The sequence below is a fragment of the Paenibacillus sp. BIC5C1 genome, assembly GCF_032399705.1.
GTDB classification, from domain to species: Bacteria; Bacillota; Bacilli; order Paenibacillales; family Paenibacillaceae; genus Paenibacillus; species Paenibacillus taichungensis_A.
In genome coordinates this window covers 1,241,091-1,257,918 of the sequence record NZ_CP135922.1, presented here as the reverse complement: position 1 = coordinate 1,257,918, position 16,828 = coordinate 1,241,091, and the positions used below count along the sequence as shown (strand labels likewise).

At 49.6% G+C, this 16,828-nt stretch carries 16 protein-coding genes; 8 read left to right on the top strand and 8 right to left on the bottom strand.

Going from position 1 to position 16,828, the window contains the following annotated elements; translation table 11 throughout:
* Positions 1 to 339: 339 nt before the first annotated feature.
* Genes RS891_RS05680 through RS891_RS05670 form a run of 3 tightly spaced genes read right to left on the bottom strand, consistent with a single transcriptional unit; the run spans position 340 to position 3,626 of the window.
* A complete protein-coding gene (locus RS891_RS05680; protein ID WP_315794728.1) occupies positions 340 to 2,367 on the bottom strand; it encodes a hypothetical protein in 2,028 nt (675 codons plus the stop codon).
* Positions 2,342 to 3,244, bottom strand: a complete 903-nt coding sequence (locus RS891_RS05675; RefSeq protein WP_315794727.1) for an ABC transporter ATP-binding protein — start codon at positions 3,242 to 3,244, stop codon at positions 2,342 to 2,344. Before RS891_RS05675 ends, RS891_RS05680 begins: the two co-directional genes overlap by 26 nt.
* On the bottom strand, positions 3,237 to 3,626 hold the full coding sequence (locus tag RS891_RS05670; protein ID WP_053783970.1) for a GntR family transcriptional regulator: 390 nt from the start codon (positions 3,624 to 3,626) through the stop codon (positions 3,237 to 3,239). The genes RS891_RS05675 and RS891_RS05670 overlap by 8 nt, the downstream gene beginning before the upstream one ends.
* A gap of 477 nt (positions 3,627 to 4,103) precedes the next feature.
* On the opposite strand from RS891_RS05670, the gene RS891_RS05665 reads away from it, so the two are divergent.
* Positions 4,104 to 4,976 (top strand): futalosine hydrolase, encoded by an 873-nt coding sequence (locus RS891_RS05665; protein WP_315794726.1) that lies wholly within the window; start codon positions 4,104 to 4,106, stop codon positions 4,974 to 4,976.
* On the top strand, positions 4,973 to 5,815 hold the full coding sequence (locus tag RS891_RS05660) for a 1,4-dihydroxy-6-naphtoate synthase (RefSeq protein WP_315794725.1): 843 nt from the start codon (positions 4,973 to 4,975) through the stop codon (positions 5,813 to 5,815). The genes RS891_RS05665 and RS891_RS05660 overlap by 4 nt, the downstream gene beginning before the upstream one ends.
* A 612-nt stretch (positions 5,816 to 6,427) precedes the next feature.
* Here the strand turns inward: RS891_RS05660 and RS891_RS05655 are convergent.
* Entirely contained in the window at positions 6,428 to 7,048 is a 621-nt protein-coding gene (locus RS891_RS05655; protein ID WP_315794724.1) for a pyroglutamyl-peptidase I, read from the bottom strand.
* Between the two features lie 21 nt (positions 7,049 to 7,069).
* The gene (locus RS891_RS05650; protein ID WP_315794723.1) at positions 7,070 to 8,071 is read right to left on the bottom strand and encodes a Gfo/Idh/MocA family protein; all 1,002 of its coding nucleotides are present in this window, start codon (positions 8,069 to 8,071) and stop codon (positions 7,070 to 7,072) included.
* Between the two features lie 228 nt (positions 8,072 to 8,299).
* Here RS891_RS05650 and RS891_RS05645 point away from each other — a divergent pair, with 228 nt between their 5' ends.
* From RS891_RS05645 to RS891_RS05620, 6 genes are all read left to right on the top strand, one after another.
* Complete coding sequence (locus RS891_RS05645) at positions 8,300 to 9,040, top strand: ABC transporter ATP-binding protein (RefSeq protein WP_315794722.1); 741 nt, start codon at positions 8,300 to 8,302, stop codon at positions 9,038 to 9,040.
* A 9-nt stretch (positions 9,041 to 9,049) separates the two neighbouring features.
* The gene (locus tag RS891_RS05640) at positions 9,050 to 9,799 is read left to right on the top strand and encodes an ABC transporter permease (RefSeq protein WP_113054107.1); all 750 of its coding nucleotides are present in this window, start codon (positions 9,050 to 9,052) and stop codon (positions 9,797 to 9,799) included.
* A gap of 33 nt (positions 9,800 to 9,832) precedes the next feature.
* Positions 9,833 to 11,551, top strand: coding sequence for a helix-turn-helix domain-containing protein (locus tag RS891_RS05635; RefSeq protein ID WP_315794721.1), 1,719 nt, complete (start codon positions 9,833 to 9,835; stop codon positions 11,549 to 11,551).
* A 202-nt stretch (positions 11,552 to 11,753) separates the two neighbouring features.
* Entirely contained in the window at positions 11,754 to 12,725 is a 972-nt protein-coding gene (locus RS891_RS05630; protein WP_315796186.1) for a FecCD family ABC transporter permease, read from the top strand.
* A gap of 2 nt (positions 12,726 to 12,727) precedes the next feature.
* The gene (locus tag RS891_RS05625) at positions 12,728 to 13,744 is read left to right on the top strand and encodes a FecCD family ABC transporter permease (protein WP_315794720.1); all 1,017 of its coding nucleotides are present in this window, start codon (positions 12,728 to 12,730) and stop codon (positions 13,742 to 13,744) included.
* Positions 13,745 to 13,834: 90 nt separating this feature from the next.
* Positions 13,835 to 14,782 carry an iron-hydroxamate ABC transporter substrate-binding protein gene (locus tag RS891_RS05620; RefSeq protein WP_315794719.1) on the top strand — a complete coding sequence of 316 codons (948 nt, stop codon included), beginning with the start codon at positions 13,835 to 13,837 and terminating at the stop codon, positions 14,780 to 14,782.
* Between the two features lie 156 nt (positions 14,783 to 14,938).
* Here RS891_RS05620 and RS891_RS05615 read toward each other — a convergent pair whose 3' ends face one another.
* From RS891_RS05615 to RS891_RS05605, 3 genes are read right to left on the bottom strand one after another with little or no spacing between them, the layout of a single operon-like run.
* Positions 14,939 to 15,361, bottom strand: a complete 423-nt coding sequence (locus tag RS891_RS05615) for a macro domain-containing protein (protein ID WP_315794718.1) — start codon at positions 15,359 to 15,361, stop codon at positions 14,939 to 14,941.
* A gap of 46 nt (positions 15,362 to 15,407) precedes the next feature.
* Entirely contained in the window at positions 15,408 to 16,346 is a 939-nt protein-coding gene (locus tag RS891_RS05610) for a TIGR02452 family protein (protein WP_315794717.1), read from the bottom strand.
* Positions 16,327 to 16,824, bottom strand: coding sequence for a riboflavin biosynthesis intermediates N-glycosidase (locus tag RS891_RS05605; protein ID WP_113054100.1), 498 nt, complete (start codon positions 16,822 to 16,824; stop codon positions 16,327 to 16,329). Before RS891_RS05605 ends, RS891_RS05610 begins: the two co-directional genes overlap by 20 nt.
* Positions 16,825 to 16,828 lie beyond the last annotated feature (4 nt).

Genomic DNA, 16,828 nt, shown 5'->3' with positions numbered 1-16,828 from the left:
TTTCCTTCCCCTCCAAAATTCCAGTTTGCATTCTCTTCTGCTCCCTTCAATATGAATTGATAGTTAGAACCTGCTGGAGTATCTGTGCGGTGATTCGATTACGATCCCTGAATGAATAAATCTTGACTAAAACAAAAAAAAGCACCCGCAAGTCAGGCGTATTGCCTGCTCTTACGGGTGCTTCCCTCATAAGCCGTCCATATGGGATTCGCCGAAATGATCATTATTTCGAATCGAATCATTACCTTTTTCTAATATATTCCATACTTGTATTCTGGTCAAGTCAGATCGAGAAATCAGCATATTTACCGGGAGAACCCTTCCCGCTTGCAAATGATATTACTGTCCGGCCAGGATGGCTTTCATCTCTTCTGTAAGGTCTTCTTCTTTCAGGATCATGTAGATGTTCTCCCCGCGGGTGACATTCAATTTGATCTGATACAGGGTATCTTTCTCTGTCTGATAAGCGGACCTTTGACGCTTGAGCAGGTCGCTAATGATTTTTTTATTTTTAGTAGCGACTTGCTTGTTGCCGTTGACATTCCCGTCCACATATTCTGACTGAGGATATACAAACTGAGGATTTCCAGGACTGTTGATCTCCTGCTTCACAAACTGTGCAGAAGCCACTTCTTCCGTAGGAAAGTCCAGCTGTTCATAATATTTATTTTCTTTCAACCAGCCCAAAACCCGGTCGTAACTCGGTTTTATCTCAAAGTACGACATTTCCTTGGGCTGAGATGGATTCTCGAATGAGGAATCTTGGTTGATTTCCGCGTTCGCAAAGGACTGCCACGGAGAGCGTTGTTCCTCGTAAGTCTGATCCATGATGTCCTGACTCAGAAGTTCCTTGAATTCACGGACTTGCTCCGGGTTACTAATGTAAACCTTACGATACGAACTAATGGAGGAACGTATTCCGATACTCAGTGCATCCTCTTCCAGCTTATAGGTATCGTAAGTAAATTTTTTATAATCTCGAGACTGCTTCAAGGCTATTAAGTCCTCACGGAAATCGGCTTCCGGAATGTAATATTTGCGTTTCATCACCTTGCCGTTATCCAGCTTGTAATTAATAAACACATACTCGTCATTACGCATACCAGGATTGATGGGATCATTCAGCAAAGACAGATCAGAATCCACGATCTTCTGATGAAGAGCAATAACGGCTTTCATATATTCAGGATCACTTGAATAGAAAGGATCGTCATCCATTTTCGATGAGACACCGTTAGTATAAGTGTATCTCTCTCCACCAAGCTTGATACTGTTAACCTTCTTCAACTCAGGCACTCGTGCAGCATATCCATTCCAACTGGCAACAGGGACGTACAAAATCAACCCGGCCACGATACCATATAAAGCCATCTTGGGCAGCAGCTTGCCGCTCCAAATCAACCACGTCTTGCGAATAATCATCTCGGCTACAATATAACCGACAACTCCACCGAGGATATATCCGAAAATTCCCCACCCCGATGATCCTCTTGGAGCAATAATGGTGAAGTAGGCTCCGCTAATTAAAACCAGCGTAAACATCAAACCAAATCGGAATATGGGTTTAACAACAGTAAATGTCACCGCTTGGGTAGCAGATTCCACCTGTCTCTTCGCATAGAATACGTAAGACAACAGAATGAACATCAATGTCAATATGGTATAAATAATAAGTTCCCAACCGATCACAGGAGCTCCACTAATCGAACCCATGCGAAGCAGTAAAGATATATTTTGTGCATTTCGCCCAATATCATCGTAGGGATATCCAAGCAGGTAATGTTGAAGATGTAAGGAAAAAATGAACCATACAACAACAGGCAACAGTAGGAGCGCATAAACGGTGAGCCCTTGCAACACGGACTGTCCAATGCACATGCCTACCACCACGGTCAGCATGAACATAAACAGCGAGTAGATGCTCATACTGAGGCCCCACATCCAGATTGAACTACCTCCGAATATAAATGCGGGTTGATCCAAAACAGCCCACACCCAGCCTGTAATGGCAGTCGTTATCCAGATCGGAAGCAGGATCATAATAAATCCTGTCAACAAATTAACGGTTAACAGATGTTTGCGGCGCAGCGGCAAACTGTGGAACATATCCGAAGGTGCACCGGATTGCACATATCGGAACAGAAAAATACCCGCTGCTACCGGGAACGTAATGGCAAACAGAATTTGTACTTCCCCATTCGCCTGGAACAAGCTCGTAATCTGCTGTGGTACTTCCCGGTACTCTGTACCGATATAGAGCGGTAGCGAAAACAACAACGTGAGCAGATACAAAATGCCAATCCATCCATGCTGCCTGAAATTTTGGAACAGGATGCCCCGGTTACAGAACAATCGGTTGAATATCATATCCTGCATCCTCCATTTCATAGATAAATATTTCTTCCAGCGTCAGCGGCAGCACATCCAGCAGATAGGGATCAAATGCACGGAATCGTTCCGTCACAACCTCGCGATTACCTTTCACAATAAACAGGGATACACTGCCGCGCTTCTCTTCATGTAAAATATTCACCTGTTCGTCCATTGCCTCGGCATGATCAGGATGACGGAAAGCGACCTGAATTTTATGGGTATCAGCCTTCAGATCGTCCAGATCTTTCTCTACGATAATCCGGCCTTTGTGCATGATGGCAACATGGTCGCACAGGTCTTCAATCTCACGCAAGTTGTGAGACGAGATCAAAATCGTCACCTGACGCTCCGCTGCTTCCTGGAACAGCAGATTTTTGATCTGCTGCCGCATGACCGGATCAAGTCCATCAATTGGCTCATCCATGAGCAGCACTTCAGGCATACAGCTTAGCCCAAGCCAGACGGCTGCCTGACGGCGCATGCCTTTGGACATGCGATGCAGCTTACGTTTCACGTCCAGTTTAAATACACTGCCAAGCTGTATGAAGCGTTCCTCATTCCAGCGCGGGTATACCGAACGATAGAAGGCAGCCATCTGATGAATGGACGATTGAGGGAAAAAGTATGGTGCATCCGCCATAAAAATGGTACGTCCCTTGAGGTCCATATTTTCATATATCTCTTGCCCATCAATGCGAACCGTGCCGCTATCCTGACGATAGATGCCTGCGAGTATTTTGAGCAGCGACGTTTTGCCTGCCCCGTTGGAACCGAGCAAACCGTAGATCGATCCCTTATGTACTTGCATCGTGACGCCATCAACGGCTTTTTCCTGTTCAAATGCCTTAATGACCTGATTCAGCTCAATCATGCGGCTCCCCCTTCTCTATACGGGCCATCGCTTCCTCAAATAAAAGCGTCATATCGGCTTTGCTCAAACCCGAATATGAAGCTTCCGCAATCAGCTTCACCAGAGCGGCTCTGATTTCATCTCTCATGGCTGCATTCGGATGTTCCACGGACGATGATACGAAGCTCCCTTTTCCCTGCAATGAATAGATATAACCTTCACGTTCAAGTTCCCGGTACGCCTTCTGAATCGTATTCGGATTAACCGTGAGCTGCCCGGATAGTGTGCGAACGGAAGGCAGCTGCTCATCGGGTTGGAGAACACCGTACACGATCATTTCTTTGATTTTGTCCACTAGTTGCTCATAGATCGCCTTACGGCTGCGTACATCCAATTCGAACATCCCGCACCTCCTCTCTATAAAAGTTGTAATACCCTATTGATGAACGATGACTGTATTTTGAAGTGTATATATCCAATCCTAAGGCGTATTAACTGTATTATTATTATTAGTACAGTTAATACAGATTGTCAACCATTTACTTTGACTTCTCGTATGATTCGCGTTAGGTTTATATATATGATTAAAGTGACATATAGCCGGGTGAAAATAGATTATTCTGTTATATGAAACGCGTAATTTCAGGGTTCAGACTGGTTCGGGCGGATTGCTGCTGTTCGTTAAATCACTTATTCGACTAAATACGTTCAAAGCTTGTTCTGATCTTTCCCCTTCCGTTATGATGGAGAAGAACGTTGTGCTCGTTCGCTGGTTCACGTGCTCGCTTCGCTCGTTGTCAGTACAGTTGTCACTCCGTCTGGCTTATGCGTACATATTTTATAGATGGCTTTATAAAAACCTCAAGAGGGAGAATTCGGGATGAATGAACAGAAACAGAATGATTCTATAGATCGTAATCGCCCAGAAACTGCAACCTTGTCAAGTAGCTTTGAAACAAACTCGACATCCACAGCTTCGACACAACGTGTATTAATCGTAACCGCCGTTGATGCGGAAAAAGAGGCTGTACTGCGCGGCCTGGGTGACCAAGCTGCGCACTTTGATGTGATTGCTGCTGGTGTAGGCCCTGCCTCGGCCGCTGCAGGAACCGCTGCCGCGCTGGCCTTTGCCTCAGCAGCGGCTGGCGCAAATGCGCTGGCGCAGGGCTCCGCTGCGCCAAGCCAAACTGATGCGGCACAGGCATCTGCCGCATCTTCAAGGCCGGGGCCCCTTGCCGGGACCGGACTGACCCCAGCGTACACGCTGGTGGTCAGTGCCGGCATCGGCGGCGGGTTCCCCGGCCGGGCGGACGTCGGCTCCCTCGTGGTGGCCGACGCCATGGTTGCCGCCGATCTGGGCTCGCAGACGCCAGACGGCTTCCTCAGCGTGGACGAGCTCGGCTTCGGCTCGTCCCGTGTGGCGGCGGACGCGGTGCTTGCCGCGCGCCTGCGCCATGAGCTGCAGCGGGCAGGGCTCGCTGTCAGCGGAGGCACGGCGGTCACCGTATCCACGGCGACCGGAACTGCCGAGACGGCCGCGGAGCTGCTGCGCCGCGTGCCGGATGCCGCCGCCGAAGGCATGGAAGGCTTCGGCGTGGCAACTGCTGCCCAGCAGTTCGGCGTGCCTGCACTCGAACTGCGGGCTATATCCAACGCGGTCGGTCCACGCGACCGCGACGCCTGGTGCATCAAGGATGCCCTGGATGCGCTCCAGGCTGCAAGTTCCATTTTACGGGAGGTACTTACATCATGAAAATTGCATTTTCCCCTTGTCCTAACGATACATTTATCTTTCACGCATGGGTGCATGGACTTATTCCTGGTGCACCTGAGCTTGATGTCCGTTATGCGGACATCGATATTACCAACGGCCTTGCGGCTAATCCGGATGGACCAGATACACCTGAAGTCATGAAAATATCCTATGCAGCACTGCCTTATGTGCTGAAAGATTATGCGCTCTTGCCTGCGGGCGGCGCACTTGGCAGAGGATGTGGTCCACTGGTTCTGACCGCTAACGGCACAACCGATCCGGCCTATCTCTCGGGACGCCGAGTTGCCGTGCCGAGCGAACGTTCAACAGCCTACCTGTTATTCCGTCTCTGGGCAGCACAAAATGTTCCCGGCGGTGTAGGCGAGATTGTCGTTATGCCATTCGACCAGATTATGCCTGCTGTCCGGGATGGCAAAATCGATGCCGGCTTGGTTATCCATGAAGCACGCTTCACGTACCAGAATTATGATCTCAAACTTATGACAGATCTCGGTAACTGGTGGGAAAGCGACACTGGTCTTCCAATCCCGCTGGGTGCGATCATCGCCCGTCGTAACCTGGATGCTCACGCTCTTGCAGGTTGGGCACGTGTCTCGGTGGAATACGCTTGGGCGCATCCGGATGAGTCCAAAGCATACGTCATGGAACATGCTCAAGAGATGGACCCTGATGTAACTGCGCAGCATATCGGCCTATACGTTAACGAGTTCAGTGCCAACCTGGGCGATGACGGTTACGGTGCAATTACAGCATTGCTTGGACGAGCGATGAAAGAAGGTCTTGTTCCCGAGTTCGATCTGGATTTGTTGCGGATCTAATTCGTCAGGTATTCATACAAAACATACATCACTGAGGCTGTGCCCAATCTCGTTTTCCTATTTCTGTTGGGTACGGTCTCAGTGATGTAATATTGACCTGCGGGCCCCAAAACCGCTAACGAACCGGTAACACCTTATTAAGCTGAACTCAGCGGAATGCCAATACTAACGAATCTCAGTCACGTTATTTCCGTAAAACTCGGCGAAAAGACAGAAAAATCGGGTATATCGCCCAAATAACGCTTCTGTGATTCGTTAGATTCCAGTAGTTGTGAATCTTCGCCCATCAGCGTTTCTCAAGTTCGTTAGACGTGACGAGGCTCCACATCTCTCACTGCCACCAATACCAATAATTAAAAGGCCGTCCTGTAAAGTCATGTTTATTGACTACAGGACAGCCTTTTTTAATTCACTTCAACAAAAATCGAAATCTTCACACCTTGTTGATCCCTCAAACTCCACATATTAACAAACTCTCAGCAGTCCAATATGTATACGCAGGTCGGGATACAAAACTGGTAATCAGGATGCGTATCACTCATTACACCGCACACTAGGAGATGCACATGATGCCAACCATCATTCATTTACCTTCCATCATGTCACTACCCGTTACTCCGCTATTACCGTGCGAATCATAACCCGCAGAGCATCCAGCATCATGGGAATGGGCAGTGACGGCACGGAAGGTTGAAACACAGCCATCTCCGTTGAAGCTGGGAAATGTACAAATCCGGCACGAATCGGAAGCTGCTTCAATCGGATATGATCCAGCACCCGATACATCGTATTGTTACAAATATACGTGCCTGCCGTATTGGACACCGCAGCCGGGATGCCTGCTGCCCCCAGGTTATTTACCATCGCACGAATTGGCAATGTGGAGAACAGACCGTCTGGGCTGCCCTCCACGATGAGCTCGTCCACAGGTTGCTGGCCCTGGTTGTCCGCATAGGAGTTAGGAGGAGTATCTTTGACATTAACAGCAATCCGTTCAACTGTAATGGCTGTCCTGCCTTTGGCCAGACCACAGGCGATGACAACATCAGGTCGCCAGGATTCCATCTCTGCGATCAGCAGATCCGCACATTCATCGAAGTGCACAGGCAGCAGCACTGTTTTCAGCTCCGCTCCCTCCATCACTTCCTGCGCAAATGCCTCCATCAGCTCTCCCGTTGGATTCACCGCATCCCCGCCAAAAGGTTCAAATCCAGAGATCAGAATTTTCACCATCGCTTTTCCACTCCTGTCTATTTACTCGGATTTGTAACGCAGGCCCCACTGTCCACGAATGGTGTCCATCAACTTCATGATTTCCAGGGATTCGTCCAGTTGGATCGTTCTGCTCTCGGTACGTCCTTCCAGAATGCAGCGCCCTGCTTCCTCGGCTTCAAATGCATATCCAATACACGTCCGGTCATCGGTGAATTTCTCCGGTTCGTCCTGGCCGTTCACATGCAGATAGGCTTCTTTGCCTGCCAGGAAAAGTGGTAAACGAATGTACCCTTCTGTGCCATATATGACCGCTTCGTTACTCAGGTTAAGCCGAATGGCCCCATTCAGCGAGGCAGAACGGCCTTCGGAATAAGACAACAGTACGGAGAACTGTTCATCCACACCCGTCTGTCCAATGTTCGCCGTACTCCACACATGCTGAGGCTGCTCACCAAAAATCATGGACGCGAAGGAGATCGGATATACCCCTGCATCAAGCAAAGCACCTCCACCCAGATCCGGGTTAAGTAACCTGCCTTCCGGCTCCCAGCCTACGCGGAAACCAAAGTCTGCTTTGACCAGACGTACCTCGCCGATTCGCCCTTCCGCAATCCATGCTCTCGCTTGGGTAATCGGTGGCAGAAAGCGTGTCCACATGCCTTCCATAAGGAACAGTTTGCGCTCACGCGCCTTCTCCACCAATTGCTCCAGCTGACGGGCATTCATCGTAAAGGGTTTCTCACAGAGAACTGCTTTGCCCGCCTCCAGACAAGCAAGCACATTTTCCTTATGTAACGGATGCGGTGTAGCCACATAAATAATATCCACTTCAGGGTCCTGCAGCAGCTCATCATATGAACCGTAAGCGCGTGCAAAACCATATTCAGCTGCAAACTTCTCTGCACTTTCGGCTGTTCGTGAACCCACCGCCGCTTTTACAGCATTCCCGGCATGCTCCAGATCTCGCGCGAATTGGGATGCAATCCATCCCGTGCCCATAATGCCCCAATTCACTTTGTCCCGTCCAACAACTTTCGTCATCGTAAAGCCTCCCCTGATATCAACATATTTTAAAAAGATCACGATCTCGATTAGGCCAACACGGAGTCTTCTTTATTTTACCAAAAAGAACCGCTTGCGTCAGACCAGTTTCATCTTTCACATTCGATGTTGTCATTTCAATGTTCTAATTGAGATTCACTCTCATTTCAATTTTTCCGTATTTTTGCTAAGATGATTGCAGATCACGGATGAAAGGACGGCCCGACTTTGTCCACACTTATAACCATTGATAAGCTAGTAAAACGTATCGGTTTAACCGAGCAGCGTATTTTATTTGAACATGTGAACGCAGTAGTGGATCAGGGAGAACGTATTGCCATACTTGGTGCATCCGGCCAAGGGAAGAGCACCTTGCTCCGCATTCTCGCCCTTCTGGATATTCCTGATGAAGGAGACCTGATCTGGAAAGGAATTTCTTATCGGGATTCGGACCCTCGTATCTGGCGCATGCGAATGACATATGTCGCACAGCAGGCTGTCATGCTGGCAGGCAGTGTGGAAGATAACCTGAAAACGGTGCACCTGCTTCACAGGCAGCCATACGATCAGGATCTCGCCCGCCGCCTGCTTGCAGGCATGGGATTGGAGAATCTTGATATTCATAAGCGGGCCATCGACCTCTCTGGAGGGGAGAAACAGCGTATAGCCCTGATTCGTTCCATGATGCTGCGTCCTGAGGTCCTGCTGCTGGATGAAGTGACTGCTTCCCTGGATCGGACCAACGCCCGAATGGTAGAAGAACAATTGACACGCTGGAGTCAGCAGGAAGGTACTTCACTCGTCTGGGTTACCCATGATCAGGAACAGGCACGATCATTCAGTACAACCACCTGGTTTATGGGCAATCAGACACTATTGGAGCGCCAGTCTACAGCTCATTTTTTTGACAATCCGGCCACTGACCTGGCCAAACAATTCATTATGCGCCCTGCCCCTGCGGCAGAATAAGGAGAAATCATGTCACTCATCGCTCTGAGTTTTACCATTATATTTGTGATGGTCACCATGCTCATCTCTGTCTGGCAGAAGCTTGATCTGGAAAAGGATATTGCTATAGGTACCGTTCGTTCCGCTGTACAGCTGCTGCTTGTCGGCTATGTACTTCAATTTATTTTTAACTCGGACCACCCGGCACTCATCATTGCCATTGTCGGATTCATGATTACCGTAGCCTCCATTAATGCTGGCAAACGCGGAAAAGGACTTCGCTGGATTGCCTTTTATATTGCGGCTGCAATTACAGTCACGGAGCTGCTTATGATGGGGCTGTTGTTAGGACTGGGTATTGTAGCCCCTACTCCCCAATACATTATTCCATTGAGCGGGATGACCATCGGTAATGCCATGGTAGTATCCGGGCTGTTCCTGAATCAGATGAAACGCGAGGTCGAATCCTCCAAAGGAGAAATTGAATCGCTGCTTGCACTGGGTGCAACGCCCAGACGTGCTTTTCAGGATGTTTTGAAACGTTCCGTAAAATCCAGCATGATCCCCACGATCGATGGCATGAAAACAGTAGGACTCGTTCAGCTTCCTGGCATGATGACAGGCATGATTATTGCGGGTGCCGATCCGGTTGAGGCCGTTCGTTACCAGATTCTGATCGTATTTGCTTTTACCAGCTCAGCCGCTATTACCAGCATCCTGCTCAGCATGATGACGTACCGACAGTGGTTCACATCGGATATGCGGCTTCGCTCGCTATAACACATCAACCCCGCCAGGAAAGGAGGTCACACCATGTTAACCCGTCCGAGCATCAATAATAACCGCACTATCTCTCACACGTTGACCCAACCGGATCAGCCGAAACCAGCTGATGCATCCATCTCCCGAACGGAAATGCATGCTTTTCTGAATGATGCGCTGCTCGAACTGCGTCAGGCAGAGCTGGTTACCGTGAATACTCATTGGCAATGGAGTCAGACTGAGCTCCCTCACCATACCTTTGTCTACATGCACAAATTCACGGGCAAGCTGGTAGTGAACGGCATCGAATCCCTTGTCGCCCGCAAGTCTGCCTTCCTGTGCACTCCGGGAACATCCCTGGAGCTATACTCTGATGCGGACCATGAGATGGAATTGTATATCATTCAATTTGATCTGTTTCGGGTAGCTGAGAAAACGGAAGAACGGCGAATATATGAGCGAGAGCTTGGTTCACCTGTAACAGGATGGATTCAGGGACCTTACTATGGGATACAGCGAATTGCCGCACAATTAACAACCGAAGCTTCACAGACCAGCCTGAAAGTGCAGCTGCTTCTGACCGATCTGCTTCATACCCTCTGGCCGCAGGATGATCAGTCGGATGCGGAAGGACAGGACGAGCCAGAGCATTGGCTCAGATCAACTTTGCAGTACATGCGGGAAAACTATATGAACGAGATCAAGCTGGAGAAGTTGGCCGAACTGGCAGGTATGCACCCTTCATATTATTCACAGCTGTTCAAGAGCCGGATGCAGAAAAATCCAATCGAATATATCACTCATTTACGAATGAATCGGGCCAAGGAATTGCTCATGACTTCAGATCTGCGAATTCGTGATGTGGCCCGCCACGTAGGCTATCGGGACGAATTCTATTTCAGCCGCCGGTTCAGGAACCATGCCGGTTATGCGCCAACTTCCTATGCCAAGCAGGTACATCGAAATATCGTCTCACTCTCCTATCCATACACCGATCACCTGATGACACTTGGCATCACACCATGTGCAGCCCAAATCCAAGGCCATCTGCCCCATGTTCCCAAATCGTTGACACTGCCATTCCATGCCTATGAACCATGGGAACAGGGACGTCAGGCATTTCTGGATGTGAATCCCGATTTGGTTCTGACCAAGGATAACGCAGCGGCTAAAGCGATGGAGCATATCGGAGATGTGGCTCCAATCATCACCATCCCATGGAATCAGACAGACATGTTCGGTCACCTTCAGAAAATCGCCTCTATTGTGGATCGTACTCAAGCGGCTAGGGAGTGGCTGGATCGGCATGAGCGTAAGGCAGAGCGGGCTCGCAAAAAGATCAGGGAAACAGCGGGGCAGGTCACCGTCGCGATCTGCACCTTAACTGCAAAAGGACCGCGCATGTACAGCAATCGCAACTTCGGTCATGTATTTTACCGCAGCCTGCAGCTGGCCGCTCCTGATCGAATTCAGAAGGAACTGACAGGCAAACCTGCTGGTGTGGGATTCAACTGGATGCCTTTCACGCCTGGAGAATGGAATGGCCTCGAAGCAGATGTGCTGTTGATTGCGGTTACGTCCATGCACGAACGTACCACTCTGTTGCAGCAGATTACTGCTGATCCATTGTGGAAAAACTATCCCGCGGTTAAAGCTGGGCGCATTCATGTCATAGACTGGAATTCATGGGTGGTATACGCTCCGTATTCCATCAACATCCAGCTCGATGAAGCGCTCTCTATGTTGACGAACAAACCAGCATTTCTGTAATCTAAAAAATGTCCATCTCTAGAATCTTAATTTATGCCATGTACGGGCCTGAATTAAGATTTTATAATGTTCACTAATTGATAATGATAATCAATAACAACAGCAAAGCGTTGTTGGTACCAAAGGAGTGACCCGCATTCAACATCCGGGACTGTCACAACGTCCGTCCAAATCAAGAAAATCCGCAGTGACGGTTGGCCTAATGTTTTTGGCGGCCATTTCCGCACTGCTGCTTAGTATGTTTGTCGCCATTTCTCTTGGTGCCAAGGGGCTGACACTGGAGACCGTATGGACTGCCATATTCCAGTACAATCCGGCTTTGACGCCGCATCAGATTATTCACGAGCTACGGCTGCCACGTGTCATTGCTGCTGCTGTAATTGGCGCAGCCTTTGCTGTGGCCGGAGCGCTCATGCAGGGAATAACACGTAATCCGCTGGCAGACACCGGCATTCTTGGGATTAATGCAGGAGCTACCTTTGTTGTGGCGCTCAGCTTTGCCTTTTGGCCAGGGCTGCCTTATGGCTGGATTATGTTCCTGTCATTTGCAGGGGCTGTGCTTGGCACTCTGCTCATTTTCCTGCTGGGTATGGCGGCCCCTGGAGGACTGACGTCCATCAGGCTTACCGTTGCGGGTGCCGTTATTGCAGCCATGCTGAGTTCGCTCAGCACCGGTGTCGCCATATATTTTGACTTGAGCCAGGATTTGGCCTTCTGGTATGCGGGTGGTTTCGGGGGAATTGAATGGCGGCATCTGAAGCTGATTCTGCCTATTCTGCTCGTTACTCTCGTGCTCACTTTGCCTATGGCTCGTCGGATATCTCTCATGTCGCTAGGAGAAGAAGTTGCCATTAATCTCGGAATCAATCTACGCTGGACCAGGCTGTTTGCCTTGACGGCGGTTGTTGTGCTGGCTGGCGTATCCGTTTCTGCTGTAGGCTCGATCGGCTTTGTTGGACTGGTCATTCCACATATTTCTCGCAAATTGGTTGGCGTGGATTATCGACTCATCATTCCGATGTCCTCCCTGCTCGGAGCCGTCTTGCTGGTGCTCGCCGATCTGGGATCACGCATTGTGAACCCGCCGCAGGAACTGGCAGTAGGCATTATGGTCGCCTTTGTCGGTGTGCCCTTCTTCCTCTATCTGGCCCGTAAAGAAAGGAGGGCCCTATAGCGATGAACACCAATGCACCCTCACGAGGCAAACGTTCCATCGCGGTCAGCGTTACGCTGCTCTGCATCGCCTGTGCCGTTATTGTTATCAGTCTCAACTCGGGAACAATTCGCCTGTCACCAATAGCCGTGCTTCACACCCTGCTAGGCAATGGCACTCCGGATGATCAGATTGTATTGTTCGACTATCGACTGCCACGCATTCTGGTTACTGTACTCGCCGGAGCGGGACTCGGTGTGGCTGGTGCTGCACTGCAAGGTATTACGCGCAATCCACTGGCCGATCCGGGCATTCTCGGCTTGCATGCAGGAGCGGCTTTTGGATTGATGGTATTTGTAAGCTTCTCCCATTCCATGAATGGTTCGGTGGCCTTGCTGATTCCGTTGTTTGCTTTTGCAGGTAGTGTCGCCGCGGCGCTAATTATCATGCTGCTATCCTATGACCGACATAACGGAGTATCCCCCATTAAACTAATTCTGGTGGGCATTGCCGTAGCAGCCGGTTTCCATGCCCTGACGCTCTATCTGTCCCTGCGTTTGGATGAAGAAACCTATTCCTTCGCCGCCCGCTGGCTGGCTGGCAGCGTGTGGGGCAGAGACTGGGTTCATGTTCAGGCGCTGCTTCCATGGATTGTGCTGTGCATCTCGTACATATGGAGCCGCTCCAAAACACTGGATGCCTTCAATCTGGGAGATGCTGCCGCAACCAGTATTGGTACACCCGTCAGATCCCAGCGTGTTATTTTGCTATTGTGCACGGTAGCATTATCTGCTGTCAGTGTGTCAATGGCTGGCGGAATCGGGTTCATTGGTCTGGCGGCACCACATCTGGCCCGCAGACTGGTTGGCCCGATGCATCGCCATCTGATCCCAGCCGCCGGACTCATCGGCATGGTGATCCTAGTTGCCGCCGATACGGTCGGGCGAACGATCTTTCAGCCCAATTCCATTCCGGCAGGTGTTGTGGTCGCGGCGATAGGCGCACCTTACTTTTTATACCTGCTGGTACGAACCAAGTAATGACTTTATCGGAACAATCCGAATAATTTCACCGTTATACCCAACATAAAAACGACATCCATGAGATGTTCAAGGAGATTGAGATTACCCATGTTAAAGAAAAACCTTATGCTCTTCATGAGCATCTGTCTGGTGCTTGTACTCGCAGCCTGCGGGAATGCCAATAAATCATCTTCTGCGTCGGAAGGTTCTACTACGGACACTTCGAACACTACGCAGGACACCAATTCCGCTTCCGGGGATCAACGCATCGCATCCATGTCGATCCATCTGACCAATGACCTGCTCTCTCTCGGCATTACACCGGTTGGTTCGGTGATCGGCGGGGAAGCCAAAGCCTTCTTGTCCCATGTTGCTGATCGTCTACAAAATACAACGCCGCTCGGTCCCGTTAAGGACCCGGACATGGAAGCTTTGCTTGCCCTGAAACCGGATGTCATCTATCTGGACGAAGAATTCTCCGGTGATGATATTGCCAAATTCGAGAAAATTGCTCCTGTACACGTCTTCAATCTGGATGATGGCACTTGGCGCGACCACCTGAAAGACATTGGTAAACTGGTCAACCGCGAGAAAGAAGCAGAGCAATACATTCAGGATTATGCAACTGAAACGGAAGAAGTGAAATCGCTGATTCACGATACAATCGGTGACGGCACCGTAATGGCAATCCGTGTTACCGCCAAAGAACTGCGTGTATTCAGTACACGCCGTCCTATGGGCCCGATTTTGTATGAAGATCTGGGGTTAACTCCGGCTAAAGGCATTGAGGAATTCGATTCGTCCAAACCGTATCAAGTTGTTTCACGTGAAATATTGCCGGACTTTGATGCAGATGCGATCTTCGTTGTTGTGAACTCGGATGATGAAGCTCAGAACATGTTCAAAGAACTGCAAAACAATCCAATCTGGCAAGGACTGAAGGCTGTCAAAGCAGGTCATGTCTACCCGATCGGCGCTCAACCTTGGCTGGACTACTCTTCAATCGGCAATAAAATGGCCATGGATGAAGCCAAAGAAATGTTTTCCAAGAAATAAAATGATCCTTACGCACAACATTTAAAAACACAAAAAACCTCTCTTTGTAGATCGGAACAGAGTCAGCTAACATGCTCTCTTCATCCACTCAAAGCAGAGGTTTTTTTGAATCCAAATTGGTATTCTTGTAGGTAAAAGTCCGTCGGCATGGCCTAATCACAAGGTACAAACGACGATCTCAACATCCGTTTCGGCAAAAGCATCCTGAATAATGCCCCTCACCTTATCCCATTTCAACCTGTCCAGCCCGCAACCAATCTGCGGCATCGCCAGTTTGTTGAGCCCATCTCTAATGCATATGTCACGCATGGATTCCACGGCTCGGGTAAACGACTGATAAGTCGGTTTGTTCGAAAATTTGGCCTTGGTGACCAAATTGAGGGTACGCCCTACCGAATAACATTGTCCGATCTCAAGCGGCTCCTGCTGCGCCTGCTCCTGGAGAACCTCCAAGCCAAATCGCTGGCGAAACTGCACAGCAATTCCTGCACCCATCCGCGCATCCGCGGAAATGCAGTGTGCAAGCGTGTAATAATCTTCCATAGCAAATAGATCCTGCTGTATCTCACGAAACTCCATATCCGTTCTCTCCCTTACAACGTTTTACTTTTCAAACTTCTCCAATTCACTCTCCCGCCAAACGATTCTCAAATGCTTTGAACGTTTTCCGTCCTGCTGTCCGGTCGAATACGGCGAATACGATTCGTTCAAAGGAATGTCTAAAGTTCTCTTCCACCAACACATCATGGAAATACTTCGCTACGTTCGCCGGATCATTCCTGAATACTCCGCAGCCATATGCGCCCAGCACAATGGCTCGATGTCCATGCAGCAAAGCCAAGTCCAAAATATAGCGAATGCGCCCTTTCATGACGGACTCAATCTGCTGATCATCGGCATTTTCCCGCTCTCTCACCACTCCCGCATTTACAGCAGGCGCTGTAATAAATGCCGACAGATCATATTGGTCGAGCAGCCGATCCTCGTCATCACGAATCACCGGAACAGCAGGCGAATAGATCATGTAATCCGAGTACATACAAGATCGCTGCTTGCGGTTGTAGTCATACATTTCGCTCATTTGGGCGATACATGGGTACAGTCCCGTAGCCCGGGCCAAGCTCTCCTCCTGTGCCTGACTGCCACCCAGGAATCCGCCGCCGGGATTTTTCGCTGATGCAAAGTTCAGGCAAATGACATCTTCCCTTCCTTCATCCACAGAAAGACGTGAAGCGGCTGCGAGTGTGGTCTCGCCCGTAACCTCGATGCGAACGGCTGAAGTTTCGACGGAAGGTTGCAGCTGGACCATTTCTTTACTTCGCTTTTCTCGAAGAGCGATAAGTTCCGTGGGACGATATAAGACCGAATCTTGGATCGCTCGCTGTAAATCTATACCGATCTGAACCCTGCGATCATAACCGTTCACGTATTCTCCTTCTTCCAGAATAGCCAGTGTCTGATGGGCGATCTGGGATCGTTTGGAACGTTGATTCGTGCTATTGATGCCAGTTGTTTTACTATGATTGTTGTTCTGAATATTGTTCCTATGTTGTTGATTGTTCATCTTCATCACTTCCTATATTTTCTCTAAGACGGGTGAGAATCTCTCCCAGCCAGTTCGTTCCCCGCCACGTTCTTCTATTACGAATGCGCGGGTCTTCCTCCGCCAGTCCAACCCCCCAGATGCGATCATCCGGGCTTGCCTCCACAAGGGTCGTTCCGCGGGTAGCGAGCAGCGAGGTCATCAGTTGCTCGTTTTGGGTGAATTTGGCTTCGTTACCTTCATAGACAATACGTTTGCACTCCGCTTCCCATACAGTCTGGTCGAACCCTGCGACCTGTCTGCCCAGCTTTTTTTGTACGGAAGCGGAGCTTGCTTTCAGGATCTTATCTGCACTAATCTGATCGCCGAACAGCAAAGCTTTCTGGTGCATCATATACTGCTCCGCACTGGTGTATTGAACACCATTCACGGTAAAATCCGCCGGGTGCCACTGTGAGAACGGAGACGCTGTGCGCCAGAAAAATGTAAACTTCTCCATTGAT